General features: G+C 56.1%; 17 protein-coding genes. 13 read left to right on the top strand and 4 right to left on the bottom strand.

Going from position 1 to position 24,157, the window contains the following annotated elements; genetic code table 11:
- Positions 1-9: 9 nt before the first annotated feature.
- Positions 10-6,099, bottom strand: a complete 6,090-nt coding sequence (locus VVR27_RS10970) for a hypothetical protein (RefSeq protein ID WP_368548395.1) — start codon at positions 6,097-6,099, stop codon at positions 10-12.
- A gap of 625 nt (positions 6,100-6,724) precedes the next feature.
- Between VVR27_RS10970 and VVR27_RS10965 the strand changes: the two genes are divergently transcribed.
- The 5 genes from VVR27_RS10965 (at position 6,725) to VVR27_RS10945 (ending at position 11,363) form a co-directional block, all read left to right on the top strand.
- Positions 6,725-7,156 carry a translesion error-prone DNA polymerase V autoproteolytic subunit gene (locus tag VVR27_RS10965; protein ID WP_346871788.1) on the top strand — a complete coding sequence of 144 codons (432 nt, stop codon included), beginning with the start codon at positions 6,725-6,727 and terminating at the stop codon, positions 7,154-7,156.
- The gene (locus VVR27_RS10960) at positions 7,146-8,438 is read left to right on the top strand and encodes a Y-family DNA polymerase (protein WP_368548394.1); all 1,293 of its coding nucleotides are present in this window, start codon (positions 7,146-7,148) and stop codon (positions 8,436-8,438) included. Before VVR27_RS10965 ends, VVR27_RS10960 begins: the two co-directional genes overlap by 11 nt.
- 124 nt (positions 8,439-8,562) lie before the next feature.
- Entirely contained in the window at positions 8,563-10,161 is a 1,599-nt protein-coding gene (locus tag VVR27_RS10955) for a PLP-dependent aminotransferase family protein (RefSeq protein WP_368548393.1), read from the top strand.
- A 115-nt stretch (positions 10,162-10,276) separates the two neighbouring features.
- Complete coding sequence (locus tag VVR27_RS10950) at positions 10,277-10,858, top strand: DUF308 domain-containing protein (protein WP_368548392.1); 582 nt, start codon at positions 10,277-10,279, stop codon at positions 10,856-10,858.
- 88 nt (positions 10,859-10,946) lie between these two features.
- Positions 10,947-11,363: a hypothetical protein gene (locus VVR27_RS10945; RefSeq protein ID WP_368548391.1), complete on the top strand. Its 417-nt coding sequence runs from the start codon at positions 10,947-10,949 to the stop codon at positions 11,361-11,363.
- 10 nt (positions 11,364-11,373) lie between these two features.
- Here VVR27_RS10945 and VVR27_RS10940 read toward each other — a convergent pair whose 3' ends face one another.
- Positions 11,374-11,850 (bottom strand): DUF4188 domain-containing protein, encoded by a 477-nt coding sequence (locus tag VVR27_RS10940; protein ID WP_368548390.1) that lies wholly within the window; start codon positions 11,848-11,850, stop codon positions 11,374-11,376.
- 71 nt (positions 11,851-11,921) lie between these two features.
- On the opposite strand from VVR27_RS10940, the gene VVR27_RS10935 reads away from it, so the two are divergent.
- Positions 11,922-12,497 (top strand): TetR/AcrR family transcriptional regulator, encoded by a 576-nt coding sequence (locus tag VVR27_RS10935; RefSeq protein WP_251379633.1) that lies wholly within the window; start codon positions 11,922-11,924, stop codon positions 12,495-12,497.
- A gap of 145 nt (positions 12,498-12,642) precedes the next feature.
- The gene (locus VVR27_RS10930; RefSeq protein WP_368548389.1) at positions 12,643-13,557 is read left to right on the top strand and encodes a Rho termination factor N-terminal domain-containing protein; all 915 of its coding nucleotides are present in this window, start codon (positions 12,643-12,645) and stop codon (positions 13,555-13,557) included.
- A gap of 80 nt (positions 13,558-13,637) precedes the next feature.
- Here the strand turns inward: VVR27_RS10930 and VVR27_RS10925 are convergent, their stop codons facing one another.
- Together VVR27_RS10925 and VVR27_RS10920 are read right to left on the bottom strand one after the other, a co-directional pair.
- Positions 13,638-15,521 carry an FAD-binding monooxygenase gene (locus tag VVR27_RS10925; RefSeq protein ID WP_368548388.1) on the bottom strand — a complete coding sequence of 628 codons (1,884 nt, stop codon included), beginning with the start codon at positions 15,519-15,521 and terminating at the stop codon, positions 13,638-13,640.
- 275 nt (positions 15,522-15,796) lie between these two features.
- Positions 15,797-17,140 (bottom strand): FAD-binding oxidoreductase, encoded by a 1,344-nt coding sequence (locus VVR27_RS10920; RefSeq protein WP_368548387.1) that lies wholly within the window; start codon positions 17,138-17,140, stop codon positions 15,797-15,799.
- A gap of 117 nt (positions 17,141-17,257) precedes the next feature.
- Between VVR27_RS10920 and VVR27_RS10915 the strand changes: the two genes are divergently transcribed.
- From VVR27_RS10915 to VVR27_RS10890, 6 genes are all read left to right on the top strand, one after another.
- Positions 17,258-18,775, top strand: a complete 1,518-nt coding sequence (locus VVR27_RS10915; protein WP_368548386.1) for a fumarylacetoacetate hydrolase family protein — start codon at positions 17,258-17,260, stop codon at positions 18,773-18,775.
- 38 nt (positions 18,776-18,813) lie between these two features.
- Positions 18,814-19,506 (top strand): GntR family transcriptional regulator, encoded by a 693-nt coding sequence (locus VVR27_RS10910; protein WP_368548385.1) that lies wholly within the window; start codon positions 18,814-18,816, stop codon positions 19,504-19,506.
- Between the two features lie 44 nt (positions 19,507-19,550).
- Positions 19,551-21,062 (top strand): 5-carboxymethyl-2-hydroxymuconate semialdehyde dehydrogenase, encoded by a 1,512-nt coding sequence (hpaE, locus tag VVR27_RS10905; RefSeq protein ID WP_368548384.1) that lies wholly within the window; start codon positions 19,551-19,553, stop codon positions 21,060-21,062.
- Between the two features lie 69 nt (positions 21,063-21,131).
- Entirely contained in the window at positions 21,132-22,244 is a 1,113-nt protein-coding gene (gene hpaD, locus VVR27_RS10900) for a 3,4-dihydroxyphenylacetate 2,3-dioxygenase (protein ID WP_368548383.1), read from the top strand.
- A gap of 321 nt (positions 22,245-22,565) precedes the next feature.
- Positions 22,566-23,351, top strand: a complete 786-nt coding sequence (gene hpaH, locus VVR27_RS10895; RefSeq protein WP_368548382.1) for a 2-oxo-hept-4-ene-1,7-dioate hydratase — start codon at positions 22,566-22,568, stop codon at positions 23,349-23,351.
- Positions 23,336-24,142, top strand: a complete 807-nt coding sequence (locus VVR27_RS10890) for an HpcH/HpaI aldolase/citrate lyase family protein (RefSeq protein ID WP_368548381.1) — start codon at positions 23,336-23,338, stop codon at positions 24,140-24,142. Before hpaH ends, VVR27_RS10890 begins: the two co-directional genes overlap by 16 nt.
- Positions 24,143-24,157 lie beyond the last annotated feature (15 nt).

Raw genomic sequence — 24,157 nt, 5'->3', positions numbered from 1 at the left:
CCGAGCGTGTCAGTTCTCCCCAGGTGGGACGACAACTGATTCCCTAACGCTAATATTTCCTCTAATGTCGCTCCAACCTGATTCGGGTCGGTAGGAGAATATTCTGAAGTTTCTTCCATAGTTTTCACTTTCTTCTTCGCTGTTAGACCCGGAACTGCCTGCGAAGTCGTATTCTTTGCGGTGTATTCGCACTTCTACAATGAGTGCTAAATCTAGACTATTTAACAACCGATCCAATGTTTCGGTTGTTATTCGAAGTCGCCTTCCTTCCGGACCAATTGGAGGATGGCTATCGATAATCCAAGACCAAGCATCAGAGGCTAACAAGATATCCTCGGTGTCATTTATCCAGTGCATTCCACCGTCAGAAGACTTGATACCAAGTGTATTTATAACGTCAGTGGAGGGACGAGGAAGCTCCGGAGGGAGCTCTTTTGCAAAAGAATCGAGCCGATCAACGCCACTGTCAGAATAGGGTTCCGATATCCAGCCTTTTAGGAGGAAAGGAGAGGATAGAAACTGAAATTCTTCATCTTGAGTGTCAGCTGATGGGATACGGAAATCCCAGTAGGTATCGGTCGATTGAAGAGCGCGTACAAGCGCAGGAGCAGTTTCTGCGTTAACTAGAGCTGATCTGACATCGACAGATAAAGACCGGTCACCTGAATCAGTAGCATGAGCTGATTGCCATACTGTTAGCCAGTTATCAGCAGGGTGAAGTGCATCAATAAACTCACTCTCCTTAGTGGACCCATCTCCCGATGATTTGGTGTTAGCCAGTGAGTTCGGAACTAGATTGCGCTGATCCGTAATCCACCGTCCGTCTTTACGTGCAATATCGAATTGGGAGAGCCAGTATAGAATTTCGGGTTGTTCTGAATCGGGGTCTTGATAGGGGCTAGCAGTTCTCATGAGTCTACCGGCTACAGTTAGTGCTGCATGACGTTCTAGATAGTAGCTTAGGTCTTCAGCTTTGGGAACATCCGATTTATATGCATAGGTTTCATCATCTTCATAAATAGAGGCTATCCCCCTGGAATCTTCTATATATTTCTTATCAGGTTCCCATTCCTGGCGGTAACGCCATCCCCATTCATCCAGAATGACTTTACTAGTAGCATCCAGTACTTCCTGATGATCAATGTCGACTGATTTAGTTAGCTCCCCAAGGATATGTTCATCAAAATCAAAGTGAAATGAGTATTCGGCTTGGGGCGCTCCTTCCATCATTGGATTGGGGTGGTCAGCCCAGCGCCATCTATCTGAGATTATAGGTTTCTTGAGTTGCGCTACCCAGTCTGTTCCCACGAGATCATTCTTTTCATCAGCAGCTCTCACCGTCCGTGCTATCGATGAGCAATGCTGTTGAATCGTAGCGTGGTCTGGGTATTGCTCGCTAAGGTACTTAACTGCTGGCATAACCGTAGAAAGATTGGGTGAATCTTCACCGGCTACTCGTTTCACAGCAATTAGGAACCACTCTGCCGCATTCATTCTGTAGAAATGGAACCGTGAATCACCGTACCCGCGAATATCGTCTTGTTGGATAGTCGAAACCAGCGCATTAACTACATCATTCACTCCGATTTCAATGGCTGTACGCACCGCATGCGCAGCTTGCCAACGAATTGCTGAACGTGGGTCACCAAGTGCTGTCCATAGGAAATTAGCTACGGCAGTGTCAATGGAGTCAGTGACGGCTATCTGCTCGGTAGGCTTAGTAGGAGGAAGCCCAAGTTTTTCTTCTAGGCTGGTAACAGCATCATTAAGTACGCGCGCAGCTTCTTCAGACTGGAGAACTGCTGAAGCACCAGCGGTGAGCATGTAACACCGTTCAGCATCAATCAATACTTCCTCTAGGTTAAGATGCTCTAGAGCATACTTGAGAACATCAATCGTACTTACTTTCAAAAGTTCAGCCGCACCATCCATATCAAACCCCATCCAATTGTGCTGGATCAACTGGGTGCCATACCGTTCAATGTATGCAGTAACTGCCTTTTTCAGTGAATCAACATAAAAATGCGAATGTCGTCGCTGTCTTAGGGCTTCGTTCAAGAGACTAGCGAGGCTGAAAGCGTTGAGGTGGCTTGCTTCCATCGCTGCCTCTAATACCTTTCCCCACTGGAGCTCAGAGTGAGAGAACACCACTTCAGCAAAGATATCCTCATGGTTAGTCTTCTGAAGCTGAATAGCTGCGTTTATATTCTCAGATTGTGTTAGATCAAGATTAGAAATTTGTGCTCTGAGTTTCTCCCTTTTGACAGTTTTTTCTACTAGTTGTTCAGATGTGAGATTAGATCCGATGCTCGTAAACTCAGTTGGAGAACTGCCCCAAGGAATGTCAGGTATACATAATTGAGCGGTTTGAGGACTTATAGGGTACCCGATACGAAGCGCAAGGTTGTGAACGGCAAATTTAGTATCTGCATTGACACTACTAGTCGCCTCCAGCCTTTCTAACGCCTGGTCTAGATCGAAACCGTTAGAGAACGGTAACAGAAGAATGGCTATATCTGGTCGGCTTCCCAATAATGAGCTATATTTTTCAGTTACCCCTACAAGCTGCGAATCGAGTGAACCGAATCTGCGATCCCTCCACTGCGAAAGAAATCGGAATACATTCGTACCCGAAAGCAACGTGAGCGTGGAAACAAGTTCAGACTGATTAATTCCCCCATCGATAACTTGGCTAATCGATTCACCTAGCCTGACGATGCGTTGAGCAAGAGAAATAACATCAACAGAATCGGCGTCTTTAGAGGTATGTGCTAGGGCAATAAGGGCGTTCCAGCGTCTATGGGTCTCATAGCCTAGACCAGATGCGGTGGTAACAGCTTGGTCAAAGTAGCTTTTAGCTTCGTCTTCGCTAAAGGGATGGAGCCCTCGTGTAATGCGAATCAGCGTCTCAGCTTTTTCATCAGCAACATCGTTACTGCTGGTAAGGGACCCCCTAGCGGCGTTAGCAAGTTGGATAGCCACTGATGCAAAACGGGAGTCTCCTTTTAAGCCTGGCAGTAGAATGGTAGCTCCAGCTATTGGGGCATCTTTGGTGATTTTTTGAATTATTTTTCCACAAGCATCACTTACGGAATTATCTTCGAAAGCTGTGCCAAGTAAAGGCAAAACCTGGTATTTAATTCGTGAAGCTGTCGACCATACTTCACCGTAGGGATGGTATCCTCCGTAGCTTTCGATGGCTTTGATCGCTTCTTTAGGTTTGAGGTGTCCACAAGCATACTCGGCCCATGCATTAAGCCAGATAAGCGCAGACTCCAAACCTCGACGGAGTTCTTCATCGTTGTGTCGAACGCGGCGGGAGTCGAGAGGCTCTTTGAGTTCGGTAGGACGGAAATGCTCTATGCTAAGCGTTTCACCTATAAGTTTCGCCTGAAGAGCTATAGCGAAGAGAATCCCTTGCCCTGCTACTCTGTAATCGCTTCCAAGACCAAACGGAGGTGAAGCTGGTAAACATTTGCTGAGCCGTTCCGCAACTACACAGAAATCATCGACGGAATAGCGTATTGCTAGTGCGCATATCCATGAAACGCCACGAAATGCAAGGTTCTCAGCATCGCTCATATCGTAGGTTCTTGCCGCAAGAGCGCAACTATACCGTTTTAATTTTACCCATGTCTCTTCAGTTAACTCTGGTCCTACGTCTATACCGATACTTTGCAGCTCACCAAAAATCCCAAGTAGCAATGCAGGGTGAGTGGATTTAGCAACCAAACATGAAATATCTTCATTACTAGCTGATGTAATTAGTATTCGAGTGAGAGCGGCCCCTGCCCTGAGGACTAGCCATGACGGACGCCAAGAGGATATATATCGAGCAGCTTCAACATATCCGTCTGTTTTTAGGAATGCTAGCGCAATATATGCAATCTGGTCTGGTGTAATCTCCTCATCACGGGAGTATTGTTCTCTCTTTGCCTGCGTTGCTGCCCGTATCGCGGACATTGCTTGCCGCGTCCTGCTTCTGGCAGCGCTTAACTTTGAGGGGTTATGGGTTAGTAGAACAGCTTCGGCACCAAGCGTCGATCCCGGCCAAGAATGAGGAAGTTCTCGGGTAGCAATTAGGTTGCTGAGCGCCTTAGACGACATATATAGCCCTGCTAAATCAGGATTATCTCTAATAATCGTGTACTGTCTGCTCTTTCCTGCGTATGCATCACCTGCTTGTAGTGCAAGCTGGACTATTAAGTCATTGCGTTTTAACTGGACAGCAGCACGAAGGCCGAATTCAATACGTAAATTCTTGACTTGTATGCGCTCAATATTTGAATTTTTTGGTAAAGCTCTGTCGGTAGTAACCAGATCGAGGAGTTGATCGTAAAGTTTGGCAGTCCAGAGAACTTCCGGAAGGGATAAAGAAGCGTATATGGAGTCACCGCTTAGATTTTTTAAACGTGAAGCTACTTTTTCTGTCTGCTTAGATTGCGGGAAGTAGGTTTTACGAAAGTAGGTTTCAGTTGGCTCATCGAGAAACTGAACATTCTCTCCCTCTATGACAAGCCCCGGACCAAAATCAGCTATGAAACTGCGGATAGTAGAGATATCGGTTCTAGCAAGTTGTTCAATTATATCTAGAGGGATACTGGGGCGCAGTAGTGCAAGGAGTCGCGCAATACGCTCTAGCTTTTTTCGGAATCTTCCTGAATTTTCAAAGGCCTTCCTAATTCGGGCTTCCATGAGACTATCAAGTGGAATAGAGTCGAAGTTTAGATTGGAAAGACGCCCCATAGCCTCCGGAAGCGATTTAGTTTCAGAAAGCAGCATTGATATGACACGTGGGTTGCCAGAGGTCCTATCATGAATTTCGTTAGCCTCTAAGTCTCTGACCAGCGGATACTGAGTTAAAATAAATTTTCTTGTTTCATCTAGAGTGAATGCAGATAAATTGAATTGAGGTATTTCTTTTTTAACTTCCAGTAAAGAAAGGCGCTCAGGTCTGCATGTGAGCACAATATGAATATTCGGGGGAATTTCCTCCTCGAGCCTCAGTAAATCACGGACAAATGCCTTTGAATCTGCGTTCTCTTGAGCTGCAATCGCAGCGTTATCTGCAGCATCCACTATGATAACTAAATGGTGTTCATTATCCCTACTTGCGAGAAAATCCCCTGCTTGTCTGAGTCGACGAACAAAAGCTTTGTTATATTCTTCAGGCGCCGTCCCGTCAGTAGGAATAATTGGTAAAGCGATCCCTTTACCCGCAATTTCAGTAGTAATTTGGACAAGACCATCTCTATGCCTATGTCTAGGATGTGATGGGTTACGATAGTTGCCTTTGCCGAAACAGTCGTAGATTACAACATCTGCACGATCTGCTAGCAAATCAGGCAATGCCCGAGCGAAAGAACTTTTGCCGACTCCTCCTTCGGCAGTTACGACCATTGCTCCTTTTGTTTGCAAAATATGATTTGCAAGGTCATGGTATATGCCTCTGTCAATCAAAGGTGAATTTTCAAGTAAGCAAGGAGCGGGTGAGAGATCTTCTCTTCGGCAACCAAGAGCACTTAAGACAGTATCTTTTGATATCGCGCCGTTGGATTGGGTGCTTGCTCGAGAGGAAACCACCTCAATCAGTGAAGCTAAAGCTCGCCTATCAGTATCAGCGAGGAGCTCAATAACCTCTTGGTTTAGTGTCCTGCGGAGGGGGGCAAGACCCAGCTCACAATCTTCAAGCTCAAGTCGAGAGCATAAATCTGCGATCGCTGAGTCACTCAAACCTGTTTCTTGCCTCAGTCTGGCAGTGTGAGACTCTGCTGGAGCTTGCCCCTCCGTCTTTAATGTTTCTACAGCTGTTTTTGCGCCTTGCGATATGGGCCTATTGGTAACAATTGAGTAATTAATTGTGGCGTCAGGGTATTTCTTGATTAGTCCAGAATCAAGCCGAGCAAATTTTCCAACGATCTTAAGTACATCACCTGGTGGGAGGCTGTTGTTAGGGTGCAATGTCGAGTGCTTCAGCTGACTGACTTTGACGTGTGTTATTTCTTCCGCGGAAGGGCCATAAAATTCAGCAATGTCAACTATTTCTGACCCCTCTAATTCACCTTCTGAATAGGGTTCTCCCATTCCCTCTATAGTCATATACTGAAGCTGGGATGTGGGACTTAGGAGGCGTAATAGTTGGCGCGCAGCCCAGGTGTAGTGGAAGCTATCCCCATCGCGTGAAGCCCGCACGCGGTCTGACCCACCGAAACTTTGCGCCGTGGTAACCAATTTAACGCCCCCTTAGAAGTTAAGCAGTAGTAATCCAAAGCTTAATCTTATTCGATGTATCTATATCAAGTGGTAGCACTTTGGAAGATTTCCGCAGGCGAACAGTGAGTAAAACTGCAGTTATTCGCCTGGTGTCTTAGCATTTTTTCACTGCAATATTTAGATGAGCTGAGGTGGCGTGTAATCACTAAGTGGTTGGATTTTCACTGTGGAAAACAGGGGTTGTTTGTTTGGTGCAGAAATTGTGATTTGGAATGTCTTGAATAATAAGTGCGCTAAATGAACGAGTCTCTCTAATGTGCGAATGTTGCCACTGTAATGCACCCCGTTTCCTTTTGAAGGAAGCGGGTTTTTTGTTGCCTGCGGTTTCTTACGCCCTCTGGAGATGCCTGCCCTGCCCTTCGTGCGCTGGTGGCGCCACGGCGTCCCGCGCGACTCAATAAATAGAATACACATACTAATAAATATAGAATATGTGTACTAGTATGTGGGTATGAAAGCAGTCCTTATAGCCAAGATCCGCGCACTGCAGCCGCTACATCTGCCTCTGCCGCCCACGCTGATACCCGCCGGCTTCCCCTCGCCAGCGCAGGACTACCAGGCCACCAGCATTGACCTCAATGAACTTCTCATTAGGGACAAAACCTCCACCTACATCTTCCGCATCACTGGCTCGTCCATGGTGGATGCGGGCATAGCGGATGGTGATGAAATTGTGGTGGATCGCTCCATCACCCCGGTGCCCGGTGACGTTGTGGTCGCCAGCCTAGACGGTGAATTCACCGTTAAACGCTTCACCATCGACCGGCAGGGCCAGGGTTGGCTCACCCCCGAAAACCCTCAGTACCCCGCACTGCGCATAGAAGCTCTCTCAGACTTCACGATCTTCGGGGTGGTGACCAGGAGCATCCACCATGTGCGCTGATACCCCAAGAACCTTCATCTTTCACGTCGACATCAACTCCTGCTACACCTCCTGCGAAAAGCTACTGGACCCCTCCATCGGTAACCGCCCGGTGCTCGTCCTCTCTAATAACGACGGGTGCATTATTTCACTAGACGCCGCCGCGAAGGCTCTGGGCTTCACCATGGGCCAACCCTGGTTCACCGTGCAAGAGAAAGCAAAAGAGTTGGGGGTAGTAGTACGGTCATCGAATTACGAGCTTTATGGGGACATTAGCCACCGAGTCATGCTGCTGCTGGAGAGCTACGCCCAGGAATTTGAGCAGTACAGCATCGACGAAGCCTTTCTCACCATCACCGCCAGCCTGCCCCAAGCACAGACCCTGGCCCGTCGCATCAAGGATGATCTGGCGCGCAGAGTTGGCGTGCCGGTGTGTGTGGGGGTGGGGGAGTCCAAGACCTTAGCTAAGCTGGCCAATAGAACAGCGAAGAAAATACCTGCTCTCAGGGGCGTCTGTGTGTGGGACGCCCTGCCACCCCAGCGGGTGGATGCCCTGTTAAGCACCCTCCCTGCAGAAGAAATATGGGGTGTGGGGAGTAGGGTTGCTCAAAAACTGGCGGGTATGGGAATTCTCAGCGTTCAAGACCTGAAAGAGGCCCCGCTGGGGCTGGTGCGCAAAAGGTTCTCGGTAGTAATCATGCGCACGGTGCTTGAACTGCGCGGGGTAAGAGCTATCGAGCTTGAGCCTGAGCGGGTCTTTAAAGATCAGATGATGTATTCCCGCTCTTTTTCTGACCCGGTGACCAGCGAAGATACTATGCGCCAGGTTCTGAGTATCTACGCCCAGCGTGCCTCTGGGCGCCTGGTCAAGAGCGGGCAGGTTGCTGGGCTGGTCAGTGCTTTCTGCTCCACCTCGCGTTACGCCACAGGAGGTTTTGTGCGCGCTGACGTGCAGGTGAAACTGCCTGCGCCTACCGCTGACCCTATTATTCTCACTCAGGCCTGCGCCCAACTGCTGGAGCGTGCCACCTTTGGGATGGTCAGATACGCAAAGGCAGGGGTGGTGGTCAGTGACCTGACGCCGGCTGGCGCTACTGCTCTGCTAGACCCCTTTGCCCTCAGCCACGAAACCCGTGATATCGCTGGTTTGGTGCAAAGCATCAAAGAAAAATGTGGCCCGCGCTCCCTGGGTGTTGGGTACGGGGGATTGGCCCAATCACCCACCTGGGAAATGAAACGCGAGATGCTTTCCCGGCGCGGCACGACCCACTGGGCAGAACTCCCGGTCGCTGTCATCAAGTAATTCACGGCGCGGGCGCGCCACCTGCATATAGCTATAGCCCATGCTGGTCTAATAGAACTTAGATTTTAGGTGAAACTAATAGACCGCTCACGAGGCGGACGCTGATAGGCAAGGAGGGCGGTCTATGCCGGCATCCAGGGGGCAGGAGCTGCCTTTAATCGTGCAGAAGGGTGCCGGGGCGTCCTTGCCTGCTCAAATCGTGGAGCAAATACGCCCGCTTATCGAGACGGGAGTGCTCAAAGCTGGTGACCTGCTGCCCTCAAGTCGAGATTTAGCCCGCCAACTGGGTGTCTCCCGCGGCACGGTGGTTTTCGCTTATGAGCAGCTCATCGGTGAGGGCTACCTGCAAGCCGGTCACGGGGGCACCAGGGTGGACGCTCACCTGCGGCACCGGCACTCAAGCCCACAAAACTTCGGCCAGAGAAATTCGGTTCTTGACCCTGAATCGGGTAAAAACGTATCTGCTGCTACCGCTGTACCCGCCGGTATGCCAGCTACCGCACCCGGTCAATCTGCCGTAACCCCCGAAGAGAACCCCGCGCCTCTTCGGCACGGCGTCATTAGCCTCTTGCCTGGCGCTCCTGACACCACCCTTCTTGCGACCACCGAGTGGCGTGCCGCCTGGCGTCGGGCGGCCGCCAACCCTGCCGATGGCTACCCCGCAGCAGGATCCACCCAGCTGCGCACCCATATCACCGAGCATCTGCGCCTCACCCGCTCAGTTCTGCGCTCGCCTGACGACGTGCTGGTCACTGCCGGAGCCCGCGAAGGCTTCCGTCTCTTGCTCACCCTCTTACGCCGCCGTGTGCGCAACCGCCCCTTGCGCATCGCGGTGGAAAACCCCGGCTACCCCTCCCTGCACCGCATTCCACAAGCCTTCGGTCACACCATTATTCCCATCCCCGTGGACGAGCAGGGGCTTGACCCGCAACATCTACCGACTGGTGCCCAGCTACCGGACATCGTCCTAGTGGCCCCCAGCCACCAGTACCCACTAGGGGCCTCGATGCCCGCTGCCCGCCGCCTCGAACTGCTGGAATGGGCCCGCACCCACCAGGTGCTTATCGTGGAGGACGACTACGACTCCGAGCTGCGCTACACCGGCGACCCCCTACCCGCCTTGGCTGCCATGGACCGCCCCGCTCACCACACCCACCCCGCAGGTGGTGGGGACCGTGTTATCACGCTGGGCTCCTTCGCCAAAGTGCTCACCCCGGGCCTTAACCTAGGATTTTTAGTGATGCCCAGACACCTGCGCGATGACCTACTCCACCTCCGCGCTGACCTGGGTAACCCGGTGCCAGCCCTGGTTCAGGACGCCGCTGCTGATCTGCTAGCAACCGGTGGGGTGCGCCGCCACATTGCCCGCATGCGCAAGGTCTACCGCGCTCGCCGAGCCCTGGTGGTTGAACAGCTAGGTGATCTGCCCGGTGCAGACATCCTGCCCATGGACGGCGGTTTGCACGCGGTCTTACACCTACACTCCACTACTGGTGGGGAGGCTGATTTAGTGGGACGGGCTGAAGGTGCAGGGGTGCTGGTTGCGCCCCTGGGCTCCTACTGGTCGGCCCCTGCCGGGGTAGAGGTCTCAGAGGTAAGCGAGTCGAAAGGTGGTGAGCTTACCACCGCCCCGTTACCCCTGAAAGGGGTCGTCATAGGTTTTGGTGGAATGAATGACCGGAAACTAGCAGAAGGGCTACAGCGCTTGCGCCGCGTCCTCTAATGCCCCTGTACAAGCTGATGCCCTTAGCGCCACCGGCGCGCCCTTAGAGTGCACTCAATATATGCCTCACACCGCCCAAACGTGAGAGGCCACCCGGGTTCGCTACACTGGAACGGTGACTCACGAAACTGATGCCCCCACCCCCGTGCCAGACCGCCGCTTAGCTGCTGCCCTGGCAGTTCCCACCGCCACCCACGCTCTGGTTTTTCTCATCTTTGGGCTGGTAACGGTCTTCTGGCAGGAACCCACCCTCACCGTTATCACCGTGATGCTTACTGCCTACCTGCTGGCTTACGGCGCGGCGTCCTTTTTTACCTCCCGCGCTCTCTTGCGTGAGGGGGATGACCAGAACAGTCAGGTCTTCACCTCTATCGCAGGCATTCAGGCAGGTGCCGGTGTGCTGGTGCTTCTGCTGCCGCGCGGGGAGTTCTGGCTGACTCTGGTGGTGTGTGTGGCTCTGGGCCTCACCGGCCTGTTGAAAATGCTGGCTGGTATGCGCACCAAAGGCTACAACCCGGCAGCCCGTGACTGGCAACTTGAAGGTGCCATCATCACCATATTTGCTGCCGCTCTGCCGGTAGTGTCAGAAATCGGGGACAAGGCCATTATGGGCACCGCCGGTGCTGGTGCACTTATTGCCGGTGTCTTTGTCATGATTGGTGCTTTTACCCTGCGCTCCGCAGGTAAAGGCGTCTAGGTTACCTCTGTAACCTGCCCCCGCGGTCAGACAAAAAACAGTTTGACCCCGTAGACTGGTCTGAGCACATTTTCAGGAGGAATTAGACGTGACTCAAAAGCCTGGCTCAGAAGAGCGCGGTTTCAAAGCCCAGGTGCGCGGGCCCCTTATCATCGCCTTTGTTCTGGCGATAGTGGCCTTTTTGTGCACCTTCATTTTTGCGACCGGCGGCACCGATAACGCACCTCAGCTGGTGCTGGCTCTGACGGTTGCCGGCGCAGTTTTTGTGGTCACTCTGGTCATGTGTGCCACTCTCATTCTGGTGGAGAAGCCCAATGATTCCTCACTGGGTGAGGGTACCGGTGTGAACCGGTCCTCCGCTAAGCTCTACGCCGAGGCGCGCGCCCGCCGCGAAGCTGAAACTAAGCGTCGTGAGGCCGAAGAAAAAGAGCGTCTGGCCCGCAAAATTGACGAAGCGAACGCCGCCAAGGCCGCCCAGCAGGGCGTGTCCAAACCCGGCCAGTAGGAACCTGCGTTTAGCTGTTGTTCCACCGGGACATGCGGCGCTTAGCTGTTGAAGTTTCTTTGCCGATAGGCTCAACTCCTAGAGCTTTACCGAGGCCAAAGTTAGGCATATTGAGGTAAACGCTTTCGCGAGCTGGCGCAGAAACCTGATAGGTTTCATGCCATAGGCCTACATGATGGTTGGCTTTCTGGGTGAAGTTTCGCCAGGCCTGGACGTGGGGTGCTTCTGTGAGTGAAGCGAAATCCTGCAAGGCTTCGGGGCTTTCCCAGTACTGTACCGCTAGGATGGTGCGTTTCACCCAGAGCTCCTGACCAAGGAAACCGGTTTCAGGGTGTTGTTCTAGGTATTTCACCATCTTCTGATAAGCCCTCATGACAGGGATGTAAGCGTCCGGCCGCAGAGGTGAGTTAATGCGCACGCCTAGCATGAAGACAGTGACATCTTGCGATGCTGATGAGGTAAAACGTCCGAGATTAAGACCTTGCACGATATTCTCCTTGTGCTTCATCAGTGTTTAAATAACACTGTTATTAAATAGCCTAGTGATACTCTTATGGGGTGTCAAGACCAACTATGTATGGAGCTGAGTACCACCAAAAAATCGTCGTGGCAGCAGCGCAAATTATTGCCGATGAAGGCTTGAGCCACCTTTCTTTAAGGACGGTTGCTCGCAAGGTGGGAGTTTCTACGACAGTTATCTACTCACTGATTGGAAACCGAGAAGACTTGATTGAAGCAGTCTCTCGCGAGGCCAGAGGCTCATTTGTGCGCGAACAGCGAGCGGTAGGTTGTACCGAGAATGTTCTGGTAGACCTCAAGAATCTAGGGCGCGCTTACCGCCGGTGGTCTCTTGAAAACCCAGCTCTCTACAGTGTGATGTTTGGAGGCTACTTTGGCCCCCAGGAGATTGACCGGGAGCCAATAGCCCCCTTGGCGGATGCGGTTCACCGCATTCATGCTCAGGGTAGGTTAAAAATAGAGGACCCCTGGCAGGCCGTCTGGGCTTTCTGGTCGGCAGTCCACGGGGCAACGACTCTCGAAATTGCAGGTGGCTGTGTGATGGTTGGGGGGCAAAGTGAAGAGAGCTTTGAAGTCATCCTTGAGGGCATGGTGCGGGGGTTGGTGAGCGCCTAGCGCCTGCAGATGCGGATTGCTGATCCCCCAAACCTTGAGGTGGGCGAAGCGGTGCGCGTCATAAGTTGGGGCGTGCTTCAGGGAGGATTAGAGTGGAGATAAGGAAACCGCGCAAGGTTGCGCATCCACCGCAAAGGAGCACCCCGTGAGCAAGAAGGACGAGAAACCCCAGGCTAAGAAAGAGGATGCCCAGAAGACTCTGGTAAAGACCCCCAAGAGCGTTCGGCGTTCCTCTGGCAAGGTGCAAGAAATCTTTGCCCAGGCAACTAAAAAGCACCTCGCCCAGCACGGGGATGAAAAGAAAGCCAAGAAAGCGGGCAAGGAGGCCCTGAAAAAGAAGGGCTACCAGAAGACCGACGGCATGTGGGGCAAGTCTGCTGCTGAAGAGAATGCCAAGAAGTCTGACAAGAGCCTCGAGAGGGGCGCTGCAAAGAAGTCTGATAAAAAAGCAGAAAAGCTTAAGGGCGAGAAGAAATCTGACCAGGATACTAAGAAGGCTAAGGACACTAAGAGTGCCGCGAAGCTAACAGACCAGAAGCCTGGCAAGAAAACCGACAAAAAAGGCGCTGAACAAGCTGCCGAACAGCAGCTAGAGCCTAAACCCTCTAAAAAGGCTAAGAAAGCTAAGAAGAAGAAAAAGAAGATTCAGCGTGAGAACCAAGGGCCCCTGAAGGACGCCACTGACTCTCTGGATATTGAGACCCTCCTGGGTGAGGATATCCCCGATGAGAACATGTACAGCTCCGCAGATGTAGAGGTTGAACCAGAGGTAGACCTAGAGGAAATGGAAGACCTGGTGGATGCTGAAGATCCCGTCGAACCGCTGGATGAGCTAGCGCTCGCAGAGTTCGACCGGGAGTTTGCTGAGGAAGCCGCTCACCTGGAAGAAGTTGAACACCCCGGTGACCCCTTGAGCGCCGAGGCCCCCGCTCAGCGTCGCCCCATTGAGGTTTTTACCCGTCAAGAACTCTACGAAGAGGCTAAAGAGCTGGGCATCCCGGGCAGGTCAAGAATGACCAAGCAGCAACTCTTTGATGCTATCGAAGAGGCAACCGCCTAGCACCATTGCCCAACAATGAAAGGAGCCGGGGCTCGCAGTGATCTGCGGGCCCCGGCTCTTTAGGGGGAGGGCTGCGGTGCTTAGATAAAGACCCTATCGAAGTAGTCCGCGATACCTTCAAAATCGGCGAGAGGCAGTACAGTGCCAACGTACTGGTCGGGGCGCACAATCACCACGGCACCCTCGCGGCTGATACCGCGCTGTTCAAAGATATCCTCGCCGGGCAGGGCGCAGTAGATGTTCTCCCAGTACTCCACCTGGAGGCTGCCAACCCGCGGGCGGAAGGACTCCGGGGCGTCGGTGGTTTCGAACTCGGTGTGTAGCTGCTGGTAGGTGATCAGGGGCTCGATACGGGTATCAAGATCGGAACCCTCTGGGCGGTGCTTGATGAAGGGAGAGCGGTCGTCCTGGGTCAGGAAGTCACTCAGCGCCTTCACCTTTGACTCGTCGGACGCCGGGTGGGCGGCATCGGCAAAAACGTAGAGGCGGTAGCGACCATCGGCAGCAGCGTCGTGGCCCAAGAAGCGGGGGTAGGCGTTCTCGCGGCGATTGACGCGTGCGGCACGGAAGCGCTTGCCCACGGTGTACCCGGTTGCCAGACTCTGGTGCCAGGTGCTTCCGGTAATCATCGAGGGCTTGTACTCGGTCATGAAGCCAGCAGGGAACTCGGCAGTTTTGACGTAGAACTCCTCTAGGTATTCGGGGCTGGGTAGTTCCTCTGCCGGGGTTGCCATGAGAGTTGACCACTCTTTATCGAAGTCAATGAGGTTCTTGGCGATTTCCTGGCGCTCTCCGGAGTAGGTGTCCAGCAGAGTTTCGGGGGCGCGTCCGCTGAGTACATGCCCTAGTTTCCAAGAGATATTGAAGCCGTCCTGCATGGAGACGTTCATACCTTGGCCTGCCTTAGCGGAGTGGGTATGGCAGGCGTCCCCGGTAATAAAGACGCGGGGAGTGCGGGTGCCGCGCTCCTCGGTGTCTACATCGTCAAAGTGGTCAGTGAGGCGGTGACCAACTTCGTAGACTGAGTGCCAGGCAACGTCTTTCACGTCAATACTGTAGGGGTGGTAAATGGCGTTGGCGCGGTTGATGATTTCTTCGATGGGGGTGTTGCGCACCGCGTGGTTGCCGTTCAAGGGAACTTCTCCCAGGTCAACGTAGATACGGGCCAGGTGGCCGCCCTCGCGGGGGATGTGCAGAATAGAGCCGTTCTTGGAGCTAATCGCACACTTCATGCGCCAGTCGGGGAAGTCGGTGTTGGCAACAACGTCCATAACACCCCAAGCGTGGTTGGAGGCATCCCCGGCCAGGGTGCGGCCAATGGCCTTGCGGACGCCGGAGCGGGCGCCGTCGCACCCAATGACGTACTTAGCGCGCACAGTGTGCTCTTCACCTTCGCGTTCACCGGCGGTGTGGCGCAGGGTGACCTTGATGGGGTACTCCTCACCCTGTTCAACGGTGAGGGTGATGAATTCGATGCCGTAGTCGGGGGTGATGCGGCCGGGGGAGCGCAGGGCGAAGTCGGCAAAGTAATCCAGTATGCGCGCCTGGTTGACAATGAGGTGAGGGAATTCGCTGATGTCGTGCGGGTCGTCGCTGGGCCGAGCAGTGCGCATGATGTTCTCGGGATGCGTGGGGTCTGGCTTCCAGAAGCTCATTTCGGTGATGTGGTAGGCCTCGCGGATGATTTCTTCGGCGAAGCGGAAAGCCTGGAAGGTTTCAACGGAGCGCGCCTGGATGCCGTCTGCCTGACCTAGTTCTAGCCGGCCGTTGCGGCGCTCGATGAGGCGGGTGTTAATCTCGGGGAATTGTGAGAGCTGGGCGGCAGCGATCATGCCGGCGGGCCCTGAGCCGACGATGAGAACGTCCATGGTCTCGGGGAGTTCGGTGGCACGGTCGATGCCGTAACCGGCGGCGTCGTGGATGCGTGGATCGCGCGAGACGTAGCCGTTGTGGTGGAAATGCATGGTGCTCCTAGAAGGGCGGGGTGCGACACTGCACCCGGCGAGTATGTGATGGGTAACACTTGATTTGAATCATATACGATGTCCAAAATCGTGACAAGGGTCGGTCGCATTTGTTTTTGCACACTAAAGCGTGCACCGGCAGGGCAGGGGGTACCTCCCCCATGCCCAGCAAGAGATGACCGGATTTTTCCCATCGGACCGCATGTTTTCTGGTCAGATGAGAGAAATTTGGTCACCGTGATAAAACCTGGTCACTCTGGTGGGATGGGTACTTCTTAGATACCTCGCCCCGGGGTCAGAATGCCTGCTGGGTCCAGGGCTGCTTTGATAGCGCGTCCGGCGGCAAGGGTTGCCGGGGTTAGTTGCTCTTCCAGGGCGTGCAGTTTTGCCGAACCGATGCCATGTTCGCCGGTCACCGTGCCACCTAGTTCCAGGGTGGCGGCAGAAATCTGTGCCAGCACCGCTTCAGCTGCTTCAGTTTCCTCTCCGTGAGCCCCCGCGTAGACGCTGGGGTGCAGATTGCCGTCCCCGGCGTGGGCGGTAATGAGCACGGGTCTGCTGGTAGCTTTGGAAATCTCCTGAATGCGCCGTATAAAGTGCGGCAGTTGAGGCACCGGGACGCCAGCGTCCCCCAATACCGTGAAACCTTCGGGGTAGATGGAGCTAAAGACCAGCCTGCGGGCTTCCATGAGCGTGAGACCTTCTGTTGTCTCGGTGGAACTAGCTCCCTGTTTGGCGCACATGCTTGCTGCCCGTGCGGCGTCTGTCTGAGCACTGGTTCCGGTGCAGAGACCCATCAACAGCCCGGCGCCCGGTGCGGTGAGCCCCGCCCCGTGGTGCTTATTAATGAGTTGCACGATGGTGCGATCGATCAACTCCAGGCTCTCTAAATTCAGCCCACTGTTGGTGAGAGCCAGCACCGCCGCACCGGCATCCTCAAGCGAATCATAGTAGGCGGCAAAAGTGTAGGGGGTGCCCTCTGGGAGGGGTTTGAGGCGCACGGTGGCGCGGGTGATGACACCCAAGGTGCCCTCGGATCCCACAAAAAGCGGGGTCAGATTCAGCCCGGCAACGTTCTTGATGGTCCGCGCACCTGTCTGAATGACCTCCCCACTGGCCAGCACCACCTCAAGGGCAGCCACCGAATCCGCGGTCACCCCATGAGCCAGGCAGCGTAGCCCACCGGCGTTGGTGGCAATATTTCCACCCACGGTTGAGGTTGCTGCACTGGCGGGGTCTGGGGCAAAGAAGAGCCCTTGTGCCTGGGCAGCGGCATCTAGGGTGGCGGTCAGGACGCCGGGCTGGACGTCGGCAAGCCGGGCGTCGGCGTCGATACTCAGTTCGGTCATGGCTTCGGTGCTAATAACCAGCCCGCCTTCGTAGGCGGCAGCGCCCCCGGCTAGGCCGGTGCCTGCCCCGCGCACCGAAACCGGTAGCTGGTGAGTGCTGGCAAAGCGCAGAATCGTTGAAACATCAGCGGTGGTGCGGGGGAGAAAAACCGCCAGCGGGTGCCCGGAGGCCGCCTGGGAAGCGTCTGTCAGATAGGGGGCTATGTCATCATCGCTGGTCAGCGCGGGGCACCTAAGGTGTTTGATGAGGGTGGTGATATCACTGGTCATGGGTGCCTTCTCAAGATTTTTCCGTGCGCTCTATTGCTGTGATGTGAGTTACTTTGCTAGTGTAAGAAAATGATATACGATTTGGAATCAGATTCAAGAGCTTAATGAGGAGCTTTCATGACTGAAGTACCCAAGGCAATCGGCAAAGATGCCGCAGCCGTCCCGGTTACCCCCGGCAAAATCATTGCGGTTCACGTTGCCTACGAATCGCGTGCAGCCCAGCGCGGGCGCCGCCCCTCCCAACCTTCCTATTTCCTGAAGCCCACCAGCTCCCTGGCGGGTTCCGGTGCCACTGTTGAACGCCCTGCAGGCACCGAACTGCTGGCCTTCGAAGGTGAAATCGCCCTGATTATTGGCAAGCCCGCCCGCCGCGTCAGCGCAGAAACAGCCTGGGATCACGTCGCCGCCGTCACCGCCTCCAACGATCTGGGCATCTATGACTACCGCCCGGCAGACAAAGGCTCCAACGTGCGCTCCAAGGGGCGCGACGGCTACACCCCCCTGGGCCCCGGCCTCATTGACGCCCGCACCATCACCGAAGACCAGTTACGCGTACGCACCTGGGTCAACGGTCAGCTAGTGCAAGAAGACGTCACCGAACCGGCGAACATGATTTTCCCCCTCTCCCAGTTCGTCGCTGACCTCTCCCAGCACATGACCCTGGAAACCGGCGACGTCATCCTCACCGGAACCCCGGCGGGCTCCTCCGTCATCGCCCCCGGCGACACCGTAGAAGTTGAAGTGGACGCCCCAGCAGCACCGGGTGCACCCACCTCTGGCCGTCTGATCACCCACGTCATCGAAGGCCTCGGCGACTTCGACCCCGCCCTGGGAACCCTGCCCGCCACCGACGAAAAGCAGACCGAAGAAGCTTGGGGATCCCGCGAAGCCGCCGGCCTGCCCCCGGTCGCAGAAGAAGAACCCACCCTCACCGACCGCCTGCGCCGCCTGCTCACCGCCGTGCCCACCGCAGGGCTCTCAGCTCAGCTACGCGCTCGCGGTTTGAACAACGTGGTCATTGAGGGTGTCTACCCTCAGACCCCCGGCACCACTATGGTCGGCACCGCCAAAACCCTACGCTTCGTGCCCAACCGTGAAGACCTCTTCACACACCACGGCGGCGGCTACAACGCCCAGAAACGCTGCTTTGATGCAGTGGGCGAAGGCGAAGTCATTGTGATTGAAGCCCGCGGTGAAAGCGGCTCCGGCACCCTGGGTGACATCCTTGCCCTACGCGCCAAGGGCCGCGGCGCTGCCGGCGTGGTGACTGACGGCGGTGTACGCGACTACGCGGCGGTCAAAGAAATTGGCCTACCTGTCTTCACGCAGGGTGCCCACCCCGCCGTCCTGGGCCGTAAGCACGTGCCCTGGGAATATGATGTGGCAGTCGCCTGCGGCAACGCCACCGTGCTACCCGGTGACATCATTGTGGGCGACGATGATGGCGTTATCGTGATCCCCGCGCACCTGGCGCTTGAAGTTGCCGAGGCCGCCTACGCCAAGGAACACGAGGACGCGTGGGTGGCCGAGCGTGTGGCAGAGGGCAACCCTGTGGACGGGCTCTTCCCACCCACCGGCCCCTGGAAGGAAAGATTTACTACCTGGCTGGCTGATAACCCACCCGCTGATCTCTAACCCACCCCACCCTTACCTCCTCAACCACAAGGAAGCTCATGAGCACCTCAGTAGCCTCACCCTCCGCCGCTCCAGGTGGAGAGAGTTTGTCTAAAGCCCAAATCGCCTACACCTGGGTGCGCGAACACATCGTCTCAGGGGACTACGCCCCCGGCTACCGTCTGGTGCTCTCAACCCTGGCAGCAGAGCTGGATATGTCGGTGGTGCCCGTGCGTGAGGCCATCCGGCAGCTAGAAGCTGAGGGGCTTGCCAATTTTGAACGCAACGTGGGCGCACGCGTCGCCATGATTGACGAGGCCCGCTACGTGGAGAGCATGGAGGCGCTCGGCATCCTAGAAGGTGCTGCCACCGCCATGGCGCTGAGCAGTATCAGCGAGGAAGACCTAGCCCAGGCGCAGGATCTCAATGATCAGCTGCGCGTTACCCTAGAGGACTTTGACCCCAAAACCTTCACTGAACTCAACCACCGCTTTCATAACGTGCTGACCTGCCGCTGCCCCAACGAGCGCCTCATTGAACTGGTCAACGCAGAATGGGAAAAGCTGGGGCACCTGCGAGAATCAACCTTCTCTTTTGTGCCCGGCAGAGCGGCGGAATCGGTAGCCGAACACCAGCGCATCCTGGACCTCATCGAGAACCGAGCAACCTCAGCCCAGGTGGAAGCCGCAGTGCGAGAACACCGTGCCGCCACCCTCGCTAGCTATCTTGCAGCACACCCTAACCACCCCTAAACCCCACAACTTAGCCCCAGCCCACTTGAACAAAGGAGTTACCCGTGAGCGACTACACCAATGAAACCGGCAAGCCAACAGGTCTGCCTGAGAAAATTCAGCACTACATCAACGGCACGTTCGTTGACTCCATCGACGGCGATACCTTTGAGGTGCTCAACCCCGTCACCAACCAGCCCTACATCACCGCAGCAAGTGGCAAGAGGGAAGACATCGAAGCAGCCGTTGCAGCAGCTAACGACGCCTTCAAGAACGGCCCCTGGCCCGGCATGCTACCCCGCGAACGTGCGCGCGTCCTGACAAAAATCGCAGACATTGTAGAATCCCGCGAGCAGCAGCTAGCAGAAATGGAATCCTACGACTCCGGCCTGCCCATCACCCAGGCAAAGGGCCAGGCACGTCGCGCCGCAGAGAACTTCCGCTTCTTCGCAGATCTGATCGTCGCCCAGTCTGATGACACCTTCAAGGTGCCCGGCCGCCAGGTGAACTACGTCAATCGCAAGCCCATCGGTGTAGCCGGTCTGATTACCCCCTGGAACACCCCCTTCATGCTGGAATCCTGGAAGCTGGCACCCGCCCTGGCCACTGGCAACACCGTGGTGCTCAAGCCCGCAGAATTTACCCCCCTCTCAGCCTCCCTGTGGGCAGGAATCTTTGAAGAAGCAGGTCTGCCCGCAGGTGTCTTCAACCTGGTTAACGGCTTTGGCGAAACCGCAGGTGACGCCCTGGTCAAGCACCCCGACGTCCCCCTGATCTCCTTCACCGGTGAATCCAAAACCGGTCAGATCATCTTCGCTAACTCCGCCCCCTTCCTTAAGGGCCTTTCCATGGAACTGGGTGGCAAGTCACCCGCCGTTGTCTTTGACGACGCAGATCTGGAGACCGCCATCAACGCCACCATCTTCGGTGTCTTTTCCCTCAACGGTGAACGTTGCACCGCAGGCTCCCGCATCCTGGTTCAGCGCAGCATCTATGACGAGTTCGTGGAGCGCTACGCAGCCCAGGCCAAGCGCGTCAAGGTTGGCCTTCCCTCAGACCCCGCCACCGAAGTCGGCGCCCTGGTGCACCCCGAACACTTCGAAAAGGTCATGTCCTACGTCGAAATCGGCAAGACCGAAGGCCGCCTGGTCGCCGGCGGCGGCCGCCCCGAAGGCTTTGAAGAAGGCAACTTTGTGCAGCCTACCGTCTTTGCCGACGTCGCCCCCGACGCCCGCATCTTCCAGGAAGAAATCTTCGGCCCCGTCGTCGCTATCACCCCCTTCGACACCGATGAAGAAGCCCTGGAACTCGCCAATAACACCAAGTACGGCCTGGCCGCCTACATCTGGACCTCCAACCTGCAGCGCGCCCACAACTTCTCACACGCAGTCGAAGCGGGCATGGTCTGGCTCAACTCCAACAATGTGCGCGACCTGCGCACCCCCTTCGGCGGTGTCAAGGCATCCGGTCTGGGCCACGAAGGCGGCTACCGCTCCATCGACTTCTACACCGACCAGCAGGCAGTGCACATCAACCTGGGCGAAGTGCACAACCCTGTCTTCGGCAAAGTCGACTAAAACACACCACCCCTGCCCGGTGCGCCGCAACGTAGCGCCGCACCGGGCACCCACAGAAAGCGAAACCACATGTCACCCACCTTTGTTGACTACCCCGTCGTCGAACCCGACGCCGACGCTCCGGACGTGCTGCGCTGCGCCTCCATGGAACTCGTGGTCACCGACCTCGAACGCTCCCGCAACTTCTACGTTGATGTGCTCGGTCTGGTCGTCACCGAAGAAGACGAGAACACCATCTACCTGCGCTCCATCGAAGAGTTCATTCACCACAACCTGATTCTGCGCAAGGGCGAGACCGCCGCCGTTGCAGCTTTCTCTTATCGCGTGCGCACCCCCGAAGACCTCGACAAGGCAGAGAAGTTCTACTCCGCCCGCGGCTGCCAGGTACGCCGCAACAAGGACGGCTTCGTCAAGGGCCTGGGCGACTCCGTGCGTGTCCAAGACCCCCTCGGCTTCCCCTACGAATTCTTCTACGACGTCGAACACGTAGAACGCCTAGCTTGGCGCTACGACCTGCACACCCCCGGCGCCCTCGTCCGCCTGGACCACTTCAACCAGGTCACCCCCGACGTCCCCACCGCCGTCAAGTACATGGAAGACCTCGGCTTCCGCGTCACCGAAGACATCCAGGACGAAGCTGGCACCGCCTACGCCGCCTGGATGCGCCGCAAGCCCACCGTCCATGACACCGCCATGACCGGCGGCGACGGCCCCCGCATGCACCACGTTGCCTTCGCAACCCACGAAAAGCACAACATCCTCGCCATCTGCGACAAGCTCGGTGCCCTGCGCATGTCCGACTCCATCGAACGCGGCCCCGGCCGCCACGGCGTCTCCAACGCCTTCTACCTCTACCTGCGCGACCCCGACGGCCACCGCGTCGAAATCTACACCCAGGACTACTACACCGGCGACCCCGATAACCCCCGCGTCACCTGGGACGTCCACGACAACCAGCGCCGCGACTGGTGGGGCACCCCCGTCGTACCCTCCTGGTACACCGACGCCTCCCGCGTGCTGGACCTCGACGGCAACCTGGTACCCCTGGTAGAACGCACCGATGACTGCGAAATGGCACAGACTATCGGCGCTGACGGCTTCTCCTACACCCGCGCCGAAGACGGCGACGAGTCCATGCCCGACTGGAAGAAGGGCGAATTCAAGCTGGGGCACCAGCTGTAACCTCGTCTCACCAGGGACATAGAGGCGGGACGCGGGGATATGCTTTTGCCGGCTGACCCTCTCACGGGTTCGCTAGCGCTCACGCGTGATTCACGCCAGCCCCGAGCCAGCCGGCTGCAAGCATATCCCCGCATCCCTCCCGCTGGTTGCCGGGCCTGTAGGTGAATGGGCGCGCTGTACGTCAGCTGGCTGGGTCTGGCATGAATCACGGCGAGCCCCCCAGGGCGAGACGTGAGAGGGTCAGCTGACGGAAGCGCGTCCATTCACAGTTCAAGAACTGTGTACCCTCGCCCACCCGCCGTCCTAACAGAAGGAAACCTTATGCTCACTGAAGAAGAACTCACTAAAATCGCTGATGACCTGGCTGAGGCCGAGGCTAATCGCACCATGATTCCGCGGCTGACCGCCATCTACCCTGAGATGACCGTGGAAGACTCTTACGCGGTGCAAAACACCTGGCGTGCTCGCGGTGAAGCTGCGGGGCGCCGGTTGGCGGGGCGCAAGATTGGTCTGACCTCCAAGGTGATGCAGGAGGCTACCGGTATCACTGAGCCTGACTACGGTGCGATTTTTGCTGACCAGATATACGAGAACGGGTCGGTCATTGAGCACAGCCAGTATTCCAATGTTCGTATTGAGGTGGAACTGGCCTTCGTTCTCAAAGAGGACTTAGCAGGCCCCAACGTCACCATTTTTGATGTGCTGCGAGCAACCGAATATGTGGTCCCGGCACTTGAAATTCTCTCCTCACGGATTGAGATGGAGGGGCGTACCATCGTGGATACCATCAGCGACAACGCTGCTCTGGGCGCCATGGTGGTGGGCGGTAACCCGGTTGACCCGGCATCCGTCGACCTGCGCTGGGTTTCTGCCCTGCTCTACCGCAACGAGACCATCGAGGACACCGGCGTGGCAGCTGCCGTGCTCAACCACCCCGCCAGCGGCGTGGTCTGGTTGGCGAATAAGCTGGCGGCGCACGGTGACAGTCTAAAGGCTGGCGAGATTATTCTGGCGGGCTCCTTCACCAAGCCCATGTGGGTTCACCCCGGCGATACCGTGCACGCAGATTACGGTGATTTGGGAGCCATCACGTGTCGCTTCGTCTAAACCCTCCCTTCGCCCACACCCTCCAGACGCTAGGACGCCCGGCGGTGGGCATGTGGGTCTGTTCAGGCTCGCATGTGGCGGCTGAGATTTGTGCCGGTTCTGGCTTTGACTGGTTGCTGATTGATGGTGAGCACGGTGTTCTCAGTTTGGAAACCACCCAGCAGCTTTTGCAGGTCACGGCGGCCTACCCGGTGCACACCATGGTGCGCCTACCCCAGCTCGATACTGCCACCATCAAGCAGTTTTTGGATGCCGGTGCCCAGAACATTTTGATTCCCATGGTGGACGATGCCCGGATGGCGCAGGACGCCGTTGCGGCCACCCGCTACCCTCCTGCGGGGGTGCGCGGTGTGGGCTCTGCCCTCTCCCGCTCTGCCCGCTGGGGTGGCGTCGCCGGTTATCTGACCGATGCTGAGCAGTACATTTCGCTCTTTGTGCAGATTGAATCTGCCGTGGCAGTGGCCAATGCCCGGGAGATTTGTGCCGTCAAAGGGCTGGCGGGCGTCTTTGTGGGACCCTCAGATTTGGCGGCGTCCATGGGCCTGCTGGGCCAGCAGAACCACCCGGACGTAGTGGAGGCGGTTAAGAGCGTCATCAAGGTGGCGCACGAAGCTGGTATCAAGGTGGGTCTCAACGCTTTTGACCCCGTAGCAGCGGCTGACTATCTGGCAGCTGGCGCGGACTTCATGCTGGTTGCCGCCGATGTGCAGCTGCTAGCCCTGGAGTCCAAGAAGCTGGCCGCTCAGTTCATTGATTCAGCGTCAGGTGGCTCGGCGGACGTGGGCTACTAGTCCGGCTAGTACTAC

Source organism: Rothia sp. LK2492 (genome assembly GCF_040946345.1).
GTDB lineage: Bacteria > Actinomycetota > Actinomycetes > Actinomycetales > Micrococcaceae > Rothia > Rothia endophytica.
The sequence above is the reverse complement of the archived record's forward strand: the minus strand, read 5'-3'. Positions and strand labels throughout refer to the sequence as shown.

What these genes read in the sequence shown, in the direction of transcription:
- hpaD (WP_368548383.1), top strand. Translation starts at nt 21,132, where the DNA reads ATGTCACCCACCTTTGTTGACTACCCCGTCGTCGAACCCGACGCCGAC.
- VVR27_RS10910 (WP_368548385.1), top strand. Translation starts at nt 18,814, where the DNA reads ATGAGCACCTCAGTAGCCTCACCCTCCGCCGCTCCAGGTGGAGAGAGT.
- VVR27_RS10960 (WP_368548394.1), top strand. Translation starts at nt 7,146, where the DNA reads ATGTGCGCTGATACCCCAAGAACCTTCATCTTTCACGTCGACATCAAC.
- VVR27_RS10955 (WP_368548393.1), top strand. Translation starts at nt 8,563, where the DNA reads ATGCCGGCATCCAGGGGGCAGGAGCTGCCTTTAATCGTGCAGAAGGGT.
- VVR27_RS10925 (WP_368548388.1), bottom strand. Translation starts at nt 15,521, where the DNA reads ATGCATTTCCACCACAACGGCTACGTCTCGCGCGATCCACGCATCCAC.
- VVR27_RS10920 (WP_368548387.1), bottom strand. Translation starts at nt 17,140, where the DNA reads ATGACCAGTGATATCACCACCCTCATCAAACACCTTAGGTGCCCCGCG.
- VVR27_RS10915 (WP_368548386.1), top strand. Translation starts at nt 17,258, where the DNA reads ATGACTGAAGTACCCAAGGCAATCGGCAAAGATGCCGCAGCCGTCCCG.
- hpaH (WP_368548382.1), top strand. Translation starts at nt 22,566, where the DNA reads ATGCTCACTGAAGAAGAACTCACTAAAATCGCTGATGACCTGGCTGAG.
- VVR27_RS10965 (WP_346871788.1), top strand. Translation starts at nt 6,725, where the DNA reads ATGAAAGCAGTCCTTATAGCCAAGATCCGCGCACTGCAGCCGCTACAT.
- VVR27_RS10970 (WP_368548395.1), bottom strand. Translation starts at nt 6,099, where the DNA reads ATGACTATAGAGGGAATGGGAGAACCCTATTCAGAAGGTGAATTAGAG.